Origin of the sequence: Aromatoleum tolulyticum (genome assembly GCF_900156155.1) — a bacterium.
Taxonomy (GTDB): Bacteria; Pseudomonadota; Gammaproteobacteria; order Burkholderiales; family Rhodocyclaceae; genus Aromatoleum; species Aromatoleum tolulyticum.
In genome coordinates this window covers 89,817-103,801 of record NZ_FTMD01000004.1, presented here as the reverse complement: position 1 = coordinate 103,801, position 13,985 = coordinate 89,817, and the positions used below count along the sequence as shown (strand labels likewise).

12 protein-coding genes and 1 riboswitch are annotated in these 13,985 nt (G+C 67.5%); of the genes, 3 read left to right on the top strand and 9 right to left on the bottom strand.

The window, feature by feature from the left end; all coding sequences use genetic code 11:
* Positions 1-86: 86 nt before the first annotated feature.
* Both BW991_RS07455 and BW991_RS07450 read right to left on the bottom strand, forming a co-directional pair.
* Complete coding sequence (locus BW991_RS07455) at positions 87-785, bottom strand: methyltransferase family protein (protein WP_076601468.1); 699 nt, start codon at positions 783-785, stop codon at positions 87-89.
* Between the two features lie 113 nt (positions 786-898).
* Positions 899-1,447, bottom strand: coding sequence for a glutathione peroxidase (locus BW991_RS07450; RefSeq protein ID WP_076601467.1), 549 nt, complete (start codon positions 1,445-1,447; stop codon positions 899-901).
* A gap of 194 nt (positions 1,448-1,641) precedes the next feature.
* Between BW991_RS07450 and BW991_RS07445 the strand changes: the two genes are divergently transcribed.
* The gene (locus tag BW991_RS07445; protein ID WP_076601466.1) at positions 1,642-3,507 is read left to right on the top strand and encodes a diguanylate cyclase; all 1,866 of its coding nucleotides are present in this window, start codon (positions 1,642-1,644) and stop codon (positions 3,505-3,507) included.
* Positions 3,508-3,579: 72 nt separating this feature from the next.
* Here the strand turns inward: BW991_RS07445 and BW991_RS07440 are convergent, their stop codons facing one another.
* From BW991_RS07440 to pyk, 4 genes are all read right to left on the bottom strand, one after another.
* Positions 3,580-4,251, bottom strand: coding sequence for a hypothetical protein (locus BW991_RS07440; protein ID WP_076601465.1), 672 nt, complete (start codon positions 4,249-4,251; stop codon positions 3,580-3,582).
* A gap of 48 nt (positions 4,252-4,299) precedes the next feature.
* Entirely contained in the window at positions 4,300-5,364 is a 1,065-nt protein-coding gene (gene fba, locus BW991_RS07435; RefSeq protein WP_076601464.1) for a class II fructose-bisphosphate aldolase, read from the bottom strand.
* Between the two features lie 135 nt (positions 5,365-5,499).
* Positions 5,500-6,255, bottom strand: coding sequence for a 5,6-dimethylbenzimidazole synthase (gene bluB, locus BW991_RS07430; RefSeq protein WP_076601463.1), 756 nt, complete (start codon positions 6,253-6,255; stop codon positions 5,500-5,502).
* A gap of 45 nt (positions 6,256-6,300) precedes the next feature.
* Positions 6,301-6,506, bottom strand: a riboswitch (cobalamin riboswitch).
* Positions 6,507-6,544: 38 nt separating this feature from the next.
* Positions 6,545-7,993 (bottom strand): pyruvate kinase, encoded by a 1,449-nt coding sequence (gene pyk, locus BW991_RS07425; RefSeq protein WP_076601462.1) that lies wholly within the window; start codon positions 7,991-7,993, stop codon positions 6,545-6,547.
* A gap of 201 nt (positions 7,994-8,194) precedes the next feature.
* Between pyk and BW991_RS07420 the strand changes: the two genes are divergently transcribed.
* Positions 8,195-9,070: a cache domain-containing protein gene (locus tag BW991_RS07420; protein WP_076601461.1), complete on the top strand. Its 876-nt coding sequence runs from the start codon at positions 8,195-8,197 to the stop codon at positions 9,068-9,070.
* A gap of 113 nt (positions 9,071-9,183) precedes the next feature.
* Complete coding sequence (locus BW991_RS07415; RefSeq protein WP_076601682.1) at positions 9,184-9,432, top strand: hypothetical protein; 249 nt, start codon at positions 9,184-9,186, stop codon at positions 9,430-9,432.
* Positions 9,433-9,534: 102 nt separating this feature from the next.
* Here the strand turns inward: BW991_RS07415 and BW991_RS07410 are convergent, their stop codons facing one another.
* From BW991_RS07410 to tkt, 3 genes are all read right to left on the bottom strand, one after another.
* The gene (locus BW991_RS07410; protein ID WP_076601460.1) at positions 9,535-10,719 is read right to left on the bottom strand and encodes a phosphoglycerate kinase; all 1,185 of its coding nucleotides are present in this window, start codon (positions 10,717-10,719) and stop codon (positions 9,535-9,537) included.
* Between the two features lie 78 nt (positions 10,720-10,797).
* Positions 10,798-11,814: a type I glyceraldehyde-3-phosphate dehydrogenase gene (gap, locus tag BW991_RS07405; RefSeq protein WP_076601459.1), complete on the bottom strand. Its 1,017-nt coding sequence runs from the start codon at positions 11,812-11,814 to the stop codon at positions 10,798-10,800.
* A 97-nt stretch (positions 11,815-11,911) separates the two neighbouring features.
* Entirely contained in the window at positions 11,912-13,957 is a 2,046-nt protein-coding gene (tkt, locus tag BW991_RS07400; RefSeq protein ID WP_076601458.1) for a transketolase, read from the bottom strand.
* Between the last annotated feature and the right edge of the window lie 28 nt (positions 13,958-13,985).

Genomic DNA, 13,985 nt, shown 5'->3' with positions numbered 1-13,985 from the left:
GACGCCGCACGCGGTCACCGCCGGGGACCGGTCCGACGCCCGAGGCGAAGTGTAAGAACGCGTAACAAAACAGAAATTTACGCGGACTATACTCTCCCGCCCCTGTTACGAAAAGCCTCAGGGGGTGTGTGGGTATCGACTTCGGCGAGGAGCGCTTCGGCCTGCTTACGCGTAAGGAATCGGCCCGGCAGGGGGACCAGCCCGGCGACGGCGGCACGGTAGCGGGCGTATGGCTTGCCGTGCAGGGCGAGCAGCTTGCGCTCCTCGAGCAGGGAGCCGACCCAGAGGTAGGCGGTGAGGCATAGCGACGACGTCAGCCGCGCAGCATCCATGTCGCGCGTCCACAGGATCAGCAGGCCCAGGAAGTACCACGGGTGGCGCACGATGCGGTGCAGCGGCGACAGCTGCAGGCGCCCTTCCTCGTGCGGTGGCCGATGGGTACCCGCGCGCCACTGCGCGAAGCCCGAAAAGCTGCCCATGTCGTAATGGCGCGTCGTCCACAGGAAGCCCGCCAGCGCTCCGAGCGCGACGGCGTTCGCGAGCCAGGCGCCGATGCCGGACCATTCCCACAGCAACGGGCCGCGCAGCTCGAAGGTGAGCCATGCGGGCGGCACGAGCAGCAGCGCCGCGATGGCGTTGAACGCCAGCCGATAACCGCGCGTCGCGGCAGGCCAGTGCCGCGCGACGAAGCCCTTCACCGCAAACGAGGCCAGCAGGGAATGGATCAGTCCGTACAGCGTCCACGCTGCGACGAGGACGGCAAGCTGTGCGGTGGAGGGGGGCATGGGCGGCCTCGCGGGTGTCGCGTGCGGGCGGATCCCGCGGCGACCGCGATGATGTCACGATTGCCCGCCCCGGTCATCGGCCGCGGCGCAGGGCGCCCCGCGGTCTTGCCGTCCTACAGCGCCCGTTCGATCGCGTCGCGCAATTCCCGGGAATCCGGCTCGACCCGGCTCGGGAACGACGCGATCACCTTGCCGTTGCGATCCACCACGTACTTGTGGAAATTCCAGCGCGGGGCGCCCGACTGCCGCGCGAGTTCGCGGAACACCGGGTGGGCGCTGTCTCCGCTGACGCCGATCGGCGCGAACATGTCGAAGCTCACGCCGTAATTCACGAAGCACACCTGCGCGGCCTCCGCCTCGTTCGCGGCTTCCTGGCGAAAATCGTTCGATGCGAAACCGACCACCTGGAGGCCGCGGTCCTTGTACTGCCGGTGCAGCGCCTCGAGTGCCTTGAACTGCCCCGTGTAGCCGCAGTGGCTGGCGGTGTTGATGATCAGCAGCGGCTTGCCGCCGTAGCGCTGGCGCAGATTGACCATCTCTTCGGAATGCAGCCGGCGCAGGGAGTGATCCAGGTAGGCAAGGCCGTCGGCCGGACCGGCCGCGAACGCCCCGAGGGGGAGCAGCAGGGCAGTACACGCCGCCGCGAGGAGTGCGCGGATCATTGATTTTTCTCGCTGTTGGGGTCAGGGGTGTGCGTAGGACCGCGAAGCCGGGGGCGAGTTCGTCGCCAACGCGCCCCGGTGATGCCGTGTGCAAGCAGGAGTACCCCCTTTGTCGGGTGTTACAAAGGATTTCCGGGCATAATTGCACCCCGGCGAAACTATCAAGCGGGGAGGCGCGCACCCCCGGAGTCCGAATGAATCTGAATCGAAAGATGACCCTGCTGTTCGGCGGCATCGCTGTGGGCACACTGGTGATGCTGATCCTGATCAGCCTTTACGCCTTCCGCAGCTATTCGATCGCCTCGTCGACCGCACACGTGCGCACCGCAGCCGAAGTCGTCCGCGTGCATCTGACCGAGTCGATGATCCTGGGGGTCATCAACAAGCGCGAACAATTCCTCAATCGCCTGCTCGAGGTCCAGGGGCTGCGCACGGCGCGGGTCGTGCGCTCCACGTACGTGAACGAGCAGTTCGGCGCCGGCATGAACCGCGAAATGAGCGCGGACGAGATCGAGAAGCTCGTGCTCGCCGACGGCCAGCCCCGCTACGAGATACGCGATGATGGCGGCGAGTCGGTGTTTCGCGGCACCATCCCGTTCGCCGCCTCGTCGCGCGGCACCCCGAACTGTCTGCAGTGCCACAAGGTCAGCGAGGGCACCGTGCTCGGCGCGGTCACGATGGAGCTGTCGCTCACCGAACTCAAGGAGAAGGCGCTCACGACCGTGACCTGGATCAGCGTCACGATGGCGATGTTCGCGGCGCTCTCCATTGTCCTCGCCCGGCGTCTCATCCTGCCGGTCGGCTCGACCGCGCAGGCGGTGGAGCGGGCGGTGCAGCGTGCGCTGAAGGGCGACTTCAAGGGGCGCGTGGAAAAGCGCACCGACGACGAGATCGGCCAGATCGCCAGCGAGACCAACAACCTGCTCAGCTTCCTCGACGATGGCCTCGCGCGCATCAGTCAGCGCGTGGTGCAGCTCACCGGCCGCACCCTGCGCCAGGACGACAACCAGCTCGAGGTCGCGATCGACATGGTCAACGGCCTGGCCGATGCGTCCAGCTTCAAGCAGGCGATCGAGGAGGACGAGACCAAGTCCGAGATCTTCGACCGCTTCGGCCGCGTGCTGACGGACCAGTTCGGCGTGCGCGAATTCTCCATCTACGAAACGTCCGGGCCGAAGCAGCTGGAGCCCTTCATGGTCGACGGCGTGCAGGGCAGCCCGTGCCGCTGGTGCGATCCGCAGATCCTGGTGCGCAGCGACATGTGCCGCGCCAAGCGCTCCGGCCACACCGTCGACGGCCTGACCCAGCCGGGCATCTGCTATGCGTTCAAGCAGCCCGACGATACGGGGGAGACGCGGCGCCACTATTGTGTGCCGATCATGCAGTCCGGCGCGGTGGGGAGCATCGTCCAGCTCGTCGTGCGCGAATCGGAGGCGGCGCGCTTCCATGCCCAGGTGCCGTACGTGAACGTCTATGTGCGCGAGATGGCGCCGGTGCTGGAGGCCAAGCGCCTGACCGAGACGCTGCGCGAGTCCTCGCTGCGCGATGCGATGACGGGCCTGAACAACCGCCGCTTCCTCGAGGAATACGTCGACACCCTGGTCGCCACGGCGCGCCGGCGCAAGATCGAACTGGCGCTCCTGGTGCTGGACATCGACTACTTCAAGATGGTGAACGATACCTATGGTCACGATGCCGGCGACGCGGTGCTGAAATCGCTGGCCGCGGTGCTGCGCACCTCGGTGCGGGCGTCCGACATGGTCATCCGCTTCGGCGGGGAAGAGTTCCTCATCGTCCTGCAGGAAACCGAGGCCGAGAATGCGCTGCGTGTCGCCGAGAACATCCGCGCGACCGTCGAGGACATGAAGATCCAGGTCGGCGGCGCCGTGCTGCAGAAGACGATCTCGATCGGCCTGGCGATGTTCCCCGAAGACAGCGAAACCTTCTGGCAGACCGTGAAATTCGCGGACGTGGCCCTCTATCGTGCGAAGGAGGACGGCCGCAACCGCGTCGTGCGCTTCAGGTCCGAGATGTGGGAAGGGCACGCCGACTCGTATTGAGCGGCGGCTGACGGCAGCATTCCCCAGGATCGCCCGCTGCGCGGCGGGTCGGGCTCGGCCCGATGGGCGGGCTCAGCCGCTCTTCTGCCAGATGGCGACGAGGGCGTCGCGGTGGGCGGCGAGTTCGCCGAGCGCGACCTCGATCACCGGGCCGCTCAGGGTGTGTCCGGCACAGGCGCCGGGCAGGCGCACGTCCGATCCCTGGATCGCCACCACCAGCCCTGCCTGGTTGGCCTGCAAGCGGCTCTGGCGGTCCTGTTCGCTCACCAGCACGCTGCCGTTGGTGAGGTTCAGCCGTGCGTTGAGGGTGGCATCCTTGCCCGAATTCAGGCGCGCCCCGATCAGGCAAGGCACCATGCGGAACTCGCCGGCGAGCGCGAGCGCGTGCCGACGCAGGAAACGCGCGCGCTCGACGTCGGCGAGGGGAACGCGCCCCGCCGCGCGGCGCGCGAGCTGGTCGAGCTCGTCGTCGGTGAGGTGCGGGCCGGCGGCGACCAGTTCCTCGCGGGGAACTGCCGCAGCCGCGGTGTTCAGGACGTCGAGGTGATGGTGGTGGGAAACCACCTCGATTCCGGCCTTCCCGAGTTGCTTGGCCGTGACCGTCGGCATCCCCTGCAGCACCATCGCACCGAGCAATTCCTGGACGGCCTTGCACAATCTTTCGTGGCTGGTGTCGAGCAAAGCGGCGGGCGCCTCGAGTTCGAACTCGAAGCCGACGGTGAGCTTCAGGTTTGCCTTGGACATGGGGCTGAGCTGGGCCCCGCGCCCGAAGGCGCGGGCCGGGTAAAGGTCTTAGCGGACGACCTGCGTGAGCTCGCCGGACTTGTAGCGTGCGGCGATCTTTTCCAGCGAAGCCGGCTTGATGCGGCTCGCCTGGCCGGCGCAGCCGAAGGCCTCGAAGCGTGCCTTGCACACCAGCTTGGCGGCTTCGCGCGCCGGCTTGAGGAACTCGCGCGGATCGAACTTCGACGGATTCTCGAACAGGAACTTGCGCACCGCGCCGGTCATCGCGAGGCGGATGTCGGTGTCGATGTTGATCTTGCGCACGCCGAACTTGATCGCGGTCTGGATCTCCTCGACCGGCACGCCGTAGGTTTCTTTCATGTCGCCGCCGTACTGGCGGATGATCTCGAGCAGTTCCGGCGGCACGCTCGACGAGCCGTGCATCACCAGGTGGGTGTTCGGCAGGCGCGCATGGATCGCCTTCACGCGCTCGATCGCAAGGATGTCACCGGTCGGCTTGCGCGTGAACTTGTAGGCGCCGTGGCTGGTGCCGATCGCGATCGCCAGCGCGTCGCAGTCGGTCTGCTTGACGAAGTCGGCGGCCTGGTCGGGGTCGGTGAGCAGCATCGAGTGGTCCAGCGTGCCTTCGGCACCGACGCCGTCCTCTTCACCGGCCTGGCCGGTCTCCAGCGAACCGAGGCAGCCCAGTTCGGCTTCGACGGTGACGCCGATGGCGTGGGAGAACTTGACGACCTCGCGGCTCACCGCGACGTTGTACTCGTACGAGGACGGGGTCTTGCCGTCTTCCATCAGCGAGCCGTCCATCATCACGCTGGAGAAGCCGGAGCGGATCGCGCCCATGCAGATCGCCGGCGACTGGCCGTGGTCCTGGTGCATCACCACGGGGATCTGCGGATAGGCCTCTACGGCGGCGTCGATCAGGTGGCGCAGGAAGGCTTCGCCGGCGTACTTCCGGGCGCCGGCCGAGGCCTGCATGATCACCGGGCTGTCGCACTCGGCCGCGGCTTCCATGATCGCCTGGACCTGCTCGAGGTTATTGACGTTGAACGCCGGCAAACCGTAGCCGTTTTCGGCGGCATGATCGAGCAGCTGGCGCATGGAAACGAGGGGCATTGTCCTTCTCCGGTATCAAGTGCGGGCACGACGAACGTGCCGGGTTGCGAATTGGCTCGCATTTTAGCGTTTGTTGGGCGGCGGTGGGCCCGGCGAAGGAAACGGTATGCAAATACCCGCCGCCGCACCGTCACGTCAGAGCGGCGGCAGCCCCCGCGCCGCGAGCGCCTGGGCGGCGCGCAGCTCCTCGCGCAGCGATCCGGCGTCCGCGCTGTCGCCGCCCCAGCCGTCGAAATGCACGAGCTCGTCGAGCGGCAGGCGCTGGCGCCAGCCGGCGGTCTGCAGCTCCGGCTGGTCGAGGAAGTGGCTGACGTGGCCGATGCACAGGTAGGCGACCGGCATCACGCGTTCGGGCAGCGAGAGGATCTCGCGGATCGCCGACTGGCGGAAGATGCTCACCCAGCCCACGCCCAGCCCTTCGGCGCGGGCGGCCAGCCACAGGTTCTGCACGGCACACACCGAGCTGTAGAGATCCATCGCCTTGATGTGCGTGCGGCCGATCACGACCGGGCCGGCGCGGTCGCGGTCGCAGGTGACGCACAGGTTGATCGGCGCCTCGAGGATGCCCTGCAGGCGCAGGCCGGAATACACCTCGCGCTGCTTGCCCTCGAACATCTGCGCGGCTTCGGCGTTGGCGAGCGTGAAGGCGTCGTGCACGCGCTGCTTCACGGCCCGGTCGCGGACGAGGACGAAGCTCCACGGCTGCATGAAGCCGACCGACGGGGCGAAGTGTGCGGCGGTGAGGATGCGCGCGAGCATGTCGTCGGCGACCGGATCCGGCAGGAACTGGCCGCGCACGTCGCGCCGCGCGAGGATGTTGCGGTACACGGCGGCGCGCTCGGCGTCGTCGATATGATGGTGGGCCTGATGGCCGGGAGTGGCGCTCTTCATCGATTCCCCTTGTGAAGCGCAGTGGACGGCGAACGGACCAGTCCGCCGCGTGTCTGCCTCCCGGCCGGTCTTCTGACTCGGGTTCGTCCCGCGCCGCGCCTTCCCGACCCTTTCGGTCAGTGGCGTCGTGCGGCGGCGGTCCCCCTCACAGCGTTGGGCACGTTGCGGAATCGTGGCGCCCCGGAAGGCGCCGCCTCACCGCATTCCCGATTCTCCCGCGGATCGCGGGCACCGGGAGGCGTCATGCAAAGTGTGCGAGTCTACCAGCCGCAGCCGGATTCTTGCGGGCTCATTGCTCGTTCAGATGCGGTGCCGGATGCTCGCCGACGCGCACGATCTTGAGCGTGTTCGTGCCGCCGGAGGCGCCGATCGGCTCACCGATCGTCAGCACGATGAGGTCCCCGTGCTCGACGACGCCCTGGTCGAGCAGGATCTGCTCGGCCTCCCACAGCATCAGGTCGCGGTCCTGGTGCGTCTGCGACATCAGCAGCGGGAAGACCTCGCGGTACAGCGTCATCTGGTTGCGCGAGGCCATCTCGGGGGTGAGCGCATAGATCGGCACGCCGCTGTTGAGGCGGCTCATCCACAGTGCGGTCGAGCCGGTCTGCGTGAGCGAGGCGATCGCCTTGACCTTCAGGTGCCACGCGGTCCAGATCGCCGCCATCGCGATCGACTGGTCGATGCGGGTGAACACGCGGTCGAGCACTTCGCGGTCGAGCGTGACCTCGGCGGATTTCTCCGCTTCGAGGCACACGCGGCTCATCGCCTCGACGACCTCGACCGGATACTTGCCCGAAGCGGTCTCCGCCGACAGCATCACCGCGTCGGTGCCGTCCAGCACCGCATTGGCGACGTCGGACACCTCCGCGCGCGTCGGCACCGGGCTGCCGATCATCGACTCCATCATCTGCGTCGCGGTGATCGTCAGTTTGTTGCGGTCGCGTGCGGCGCGGATCATCTTCTTTTGCAGCGCCGGGACGGCCGCGTCGCCGACCTCGACCGCGAGGTCGCCGCGGGCGACCATGATGCCGTCGGAGGCATCCAGGATCTCGCTGAGGTTGGCGACCGCCTCGGTGCGCTCGATCTTCGCGATCAGCAAGGCCTCGCAGCCGGCGGCGCGCAGGAGCTGCTGCGCCATGTACATGTCGGCGGCGCTCTTGGGGAAGGAGACGGCCACGAAGTCGACGCCGATGAGGGCGGCGGTCTTGATGTCGTCCATGTCCTTCGCGGTCAGCGCGGGCGCGGTGAGGCCGCCGCCCTGGCGGTTGATGCCCTTGTTGTTCGACAGTTCGCCGCCGACCCGCACGGTCGTGTGGATCTCGGCGCCGACCACGCGGTTGACGACCAGCTTGAGGCGCCCGTCGTCGAGCAGCAGGACGTCGCCCGTCTTCACGTCCCTGGGCAGGTTCTTGTAGTCGAGGCCGACACGCGTCGTGTCGCCCAGTTCGCAGTGTGCGTCGAGGATGAACTCCGCATCCTTGTGCAGGTGCACCCGGTCGCCGGCGAATTTTCCGACGCGGATCTTGGGGCCCTGCAGGTCGGCGAGGATGCCCACCGGCCGGCCGGCCCGCTCGGACGCCTCGCGGATCGCGGTGGCGCGGGCGATGTGATCTTCTGCCTTGCCGTGCGAAAAATTCATGCGCACGACGTCGATCCCCGCATGCACCATCCGTTCCAGAACTTGCGGGTCGGACGAGGCCGGACCCAGGGTGGCGACGATCTTCGTGTGGCGCGGCATGTTGTCTCCGTGTCGATATGCATCCGTGAACACGATTCTACCTGCGCGCGGCCGGGCGACGGAGCCGGCGTGGTCACGATGCGCGGCGGTTCGCCGTCGGGCAGAGGGCTTTCGCCCTTCGCCCGCAGCGGCCTCTCGACAGATGCTGAAGCTTCCTATAATTTTGCTTTCATCAATTCAATCACCGGACATCCGAACGCCATGAAACTCGCTCCCCTCGCCTCGTTGTGCGCGCTCGTCCTGATGGCGCAACCCGTGTTTGCCGCCGATCCCGCTCCCGCCTCGGGGCAGGGCTCCCTCGTGCAGCGCGCCGACGAGAACCGCAGCCTGCGCCTGCTCGACAAGGCGGTGGCGCGCTTCCGCGAAGTCGGCGATGCGGCGTTCGACGAGTTCAACGGTGCGCCGCAGTTCAAGGACCGCGAGCTTTACGTGTATGCGCTGAGCACGGACGGCACCATGCTCGCGAGCGGCGGCTCCTCGGTGGCCCTGGTGGGGCGTAACGTGGCGACCATGAAGGATGCCGCCGGCAAGCCCTTCTTTCGCGAAATGCTCGACGTCGCGGCGAAGAGCGAGGCCGGGCGCGTCGAGTATCGCTGGCTCAATCGCGTCGACAACCGCGAGGAGCCGAAGGTGACGCTGTTCCGCAAGGTCGGCGAGCGCATCATCGCGGTCGGCTATTACGTGCCGCGCGCGACGCCGGCACAGGCCAAGGATCTGCTGAACCGGGCGGTCGCGGCGGTGAAGGAGAAGGGCGCCCAGACGGCCGTCGCGGCCTTCAACGCGCTCGACGGCGGGTTCGTCCAGGACGACCTCTACGTGTTCGCGATCGACATGCATTCGCAGCGTTTCCTCGCGCACGGTGCGATGCCCAAGCTGGTCGGCAGCGACGGGCGCGCGGTGCGGGATCCCAAGGGCAAGGCGATCGTCGCCGACATGGTGAATATCGTCAGCCGCAAGGGCGAGGGGGAGCTCGACTACGCGTGGCGCAACCCCGTCACCGACAAGCTGGAGACCAAGCACTCGTTCATCCGGCGCGTGGACGACATGCTGGTCGGCGTCGGCTACTACACGCGCTGACGCATCCGGTTGACCTCCGACAATATCCCGCGGAGGCCGATCCCGGAGAATGTCTCGCCGCCGGATGCCATGTCGTCCGGCGAATGTTGACCCCCCTGAAGGATGAAGCGCCCATGATCGACGACGTTACCCGCTCCCTGCTCGACAGCCTGCCGCGTGGCGGCAGCTACGACCTTTCGGTCGCTCACGATCCCGCAAGCGACATGCACGCGCTGACCATCGTGATCGACGGCCAGGCCTTCCAGCCGGGGATCGGTTACGAGAGCAGCGACGATTTCGAATTCGACCGTGACCAGATTGCCAACTATCTCGTCACGCGCAAGCAGAAGTGCGGCGGGTGCGGGAGCTGCAGCTGCGGCTGAACACCGGTGCGACGCAGGAAAGGAAAAGGCCACCCGCGGGTGGCCTTTTCGTTGTGCGGCCCGCGGTGTTGCCGGGCCCGCATCGAGCGAAGATTGATTGCCTCAGTCGTTGAAGCGCGCTTCGAGCGCCGCGATCGCCGGCAGGGTCTTGCCTTCGAGGAACTCGAGGAAGGCGCCGCCGCCGGTCGAGATGTAGCCGACGTCCTGGGCGATGTGGAACTTCGCGATCGCCGCGAGGGTGTCGCCGCCGCCCGCGATGCAGAAGGCGTCGGAGTGCGCGATCGCCGAGGCCATCATCTTCGTGCCGCCGGCGAACTGGTTGTGCTCGAACACGCCCACCGGGCCGTTCCACACGATCGTGCCGGCGTGGGCGATGATGTCGGCGAGCTTCGCCGAGGTCTTGGGGCCGACGTCGAGGATGCGGTCGTGCGGTCCGACATCCTCGACCGGGATGCGGTTCGCGCGCGCCAGCGCGGAGACTTCGTCGGCGACGACGACGTCGACCGGCAGCGGCACTTCCGCGCCGCGGCCCTTCATGATGTCCATGACGGCCTGGGCTTCCTTGACCAGTTCGGGCTCGGCGAGCGAGTCGCCGATGCGGTGGCCCGAGGCGAGCAGGAAGGTGTTGGCGATGCCGCCGCCGACGATCAGCTGGTCGACCTTCTGCGCCAGCGTCTTCAGGATGGTCAGCTTGCTCGACACCTTGGCGCCGCCGACGATCGCGACCAGCGGGCGGGTCGGATTCTCGGTGGCCTTGGTGAGCGCGTCGATCTCCGCGCCCATCAGCATGCCGGCGCACGCGACCGGTGCGAAGCGGGCGATGCCGTGGGTCGTCGCCTCGGCGCGGTGGGCGGTGCCGAAGGCGTCATTGACGTAGATGTCGCACAGCGCGGCCATCTTCTTCGCCAGCTCTTCCTTGTCCTTCTTCTCGCCCGTGTTGCAGCGGCAGTTCTCGAGCAGGACGACGTCGCCCGGCTTCACCTCGAAGCCGCCCTCGACCCAGTCGCGGATCAGGCGCACCGGCTTGTGCAGCAGCTCGCCCAGGCGCACGGCGATCGGCGCGAGCGTGTCTTCGGCGCGGCATTCGCCTTCGGTCGGGCGGCCGAGGTGCGAGGTGACCATGACGGCGGCGCCGTTGTCGAGGCAGTACTTGATCGACGGCAGCGAGGCGCGGATGCGGGTGTCTTCGACGATGTTGCCCGCTTCGTCCTGCGGCACGTTGAGGTCGGCGCGGATGAAGACGCGCTTGCCGGCCACGTTGAGGTCGGCGAGTTTCTTGACTTGCATGGAGTGATCTTCCCGATGGAAAAACGCCCCGCGTAGCAGGGCGTAGGATTACTTGGCTGCGAGGGGCTTACTTCGCGCTTATTTGGCGTTGTGGAACGCGCGGGCGGCGTCGAGCATGCGGCAGGAGTAGCCCCACTCGTTGTCGTACCAGGCCAGCACCTTCACGAGGTTGCCTTCCATCACGCGCGTCTGGGTCGCATCGAAGATCGAGGAGTGCGCGTCGTGGTTGAAGTCCATCGACACCAGCGGGTCCTCGTTGACCGCCAGCACGCCCTTCAGCGCGCCCTTGGAGGCTTCCTTCATCAGCGCGTTGATCTCCTCCTTCGAGGTCGCACGGCTCGCGGTGAAGGTCAGGTCGACCAGCGACACGTTCATCACCGGCACGCGCAGCGCGAAGCCGTCGAACTTGCCCTTCAGCGCGGGCAGCACCAGGCCGACGGCCTTCGCGGCACCGGTCTTGGTCGGGATGATGTTCTGTGCGGCGGCGCGGGCGCGGCGCAGGTCCTTGTGGCGCACGTCGACCAGCACCTGGTCGTTGGTGTAGGCGTGCACCGTCGTCATCAGGCCCTTCTCGATGCCGATGTTGTCCTGCAGCACCTTCGCGACCGGCGCGAGGCAGTTGGTCGTGCACGAGGCATTCGACACGACGGTCATCGCCGAGGTCAGCACGTCGTGGTTCACGCCGTAGACGATGGTCGCATCGACGTCATCGCCGCCGGGAGCGGAGATCAGCACCTTCTTCGCGCCCTGCTTCAGGAGCACTTCGGCCTTCGCCTTGGCGGTGTAGGCGCCGGTGCACTCGAGCAGCACGTCCACACCCAGAGCGCCCCAGTTCACGCCCAGCGGATCCTTGGTCGAGAAGAAGGGAATGCGGTCGCCATTGACGATCAGCACGTTGTCGCCCTCGGTCTCGACCGGGAAGGCGAAGCGACCGTGGGTCGTGTCGTACTTCGTCAGGTGGGCGTTGGTCGCCAGATCGCCGGAGGCGTTGATCGCAACGATCTCGAACTGGTCGCGCAGACCCAGTTCGTACAGGGCGCGCAGCGTGCAGCGACCGATGCGGCCGTAGCCGTTGATGGCGAGTTTGATGGTCATCGAGGATTCTCCCGGAGCAATGATACGAACAGCACAATCTGATAGCCGGCGCCGCGGACTGCCGGCGCCGACTGCGCCGGGAGCGCGGCGACGACGCTTACTTCACGACCTGCTTCACGGCTTCTGCGACCGCTTCGGCAGTGATTCCGAAATACTTGAACAGCTCGCCGGCGGGCGCGGACTCGCCGAAGCGATCGATGCCGATCACCGCGCCTTCGAGGCCGACGTACTTGCGCCAGCCGTCGGTGACGCCCGCTTCGACGGCGACGCGCGGCATGCCGGCGGGCAGGACTTCACCCTGGTAGCTGCGGTCCTGGCGGTCGAACACGTTGGTCGAGGGCATCGACACGACACGCACCGCGATGCCTGCGTCGGCGAGCGACTTCTGCGCCGCGACCGCGAGGGCGACTTCCGAGCCGGTGGCGATGATCACCGCCTGCGGCTTGCCGCCGTTCAGGTTGGCCGGTGCGTCCGACAGCACGTAGCCGCCGCGGCGGATCGCCGCGATCTGCTCGGGCGAACGGGCCTGGAAGGGCAGATTCTGGCGCGAGAACAGCAGCGACGAGGGGCCGTCCTTGCGCTCGATCGCGCTGGCCCAGGCCATGGCCGATTCGGTCGTGTCGCAGGGGCGCCACACGTCCATGTTAGGGATCAGGCGCAGCGTCGCGGTCTGCTCGACCGGCTGGTGCGTCGGGCCGTCCTCGCCGAGGCCGATCGAGTCGTGCGTGAACACGAAGATCTGGCGGATCTTCATCAGCGCGGCCATGCGCAGGGCGTTGCGCGCGTACTCGCTGAACATCAGGAAGGTGGCGGTGTAGGGGATCAGGCCGCCATGCAGCGAGATGCCGTTGGCGATCGCGGCCATGCCGAACTCGCGCACGCCGTAGTAGATGTAGTTGCCGCCGCTTTCCTTGGTGACGCCCTTGGCGCCGGACCACAGCGTGAGGTTCGAGCCGGCGAGGTCGGCCGAGCCGCCGACGAGTTCCGGCAGCTTGGGCGCGAAGGCCTCGATGCTGTTCTGGCTCGCCTTGCGCGTGGCGATGGTCTCGGCCTTGTCGACGATCTTCGCGATGACGGCGTCGACATGCGCCGGCCAGTCGGCCGGCAGTTCGCCCTGCATGCGGCGCGTGAACTCGGCGGCTTCCTGCGGGAAGGCCTTGGCGTAGGCAGCGAAGCGTTCGTTCCAGCCGGCTTCCAGCGCCGCACCCCGGTCGCGTGCGTTCCAGGCCGCGTAGACGTCCGCGGGGATTTCGAACGGCGCATGCGTCCAGCCGATGTGCTCGCGCGTCGCGGCGATTTCGGCGGCGCCCAGCGGCGCGCCGTGCACGTCGTGGCTGCCCTGCTTGTTCGGGGCGCCCGCGCCGATCACGGTCTTGCAGCAGATCAGGGTCGGCTGGGTCGTGTTGGCCTGCGCGGCGCGGATTGCGGCATCGATTTCGGCCGCATCGTGGCCCTGCACGTTGGCGATGACCTGCCAGCCGTAGGCTTCGAAGCGCTTCGGCGTCTCGTCGGTGAACCAGCCATCGACGTGGCCGTCGATCGAGATGTTGTTGTCGTCGTAGAAGGCGATCAGCTTGCCCAGGCCCAGCGTGCCGGCGAGCGAACAGGCTTCGTGCGAGATGCCTTCCATCAGGCAGCCGTCGCCGAGGAACACGTAGGTGTGGTGATCGACGATGGCGTGGCCGGGGCGGTTGAATTCCGCGGCGAGCATCTTCTCGGCCAGCGCCATGCCGACCGCGTTGGTGATGCCCTGGCCGAGCGGGCCGGTGGTGGTCTCGACGCCGGGGGTGTAGCCGTACTCGGGGTGGCCCGGGGTCTTGCTGTGCAGCTGGCGGAAGCGCTTGAGTTCCTCGATCGGCAGGTCGTAGCCGGTCAGGTGCAGCAGCGCGTAGACCAGCATCGAGCCGTGGCCGTTCGACAGCACGAAGCGGTCGCGGTCGGCCCACTTCGGGTTCGCCGGGTTGTGGCGCAGATGACGGCGCCACAGGACTTCGGCGATCTCGGCCATGCCCAGCGGAGCACCCGGGTGGCCCGAGTTGGCCTGCTGTACGGCATCCATCGCCAGGGCACGGATTGCGCCGGTGACGGGGTTGAAGACCGGGGGCCGCACGTTGCGCGGGTTCTCGTTGCGGGCTGCCTGCATGGATCTCTCGGGCCGTTGGGCCGGCTGG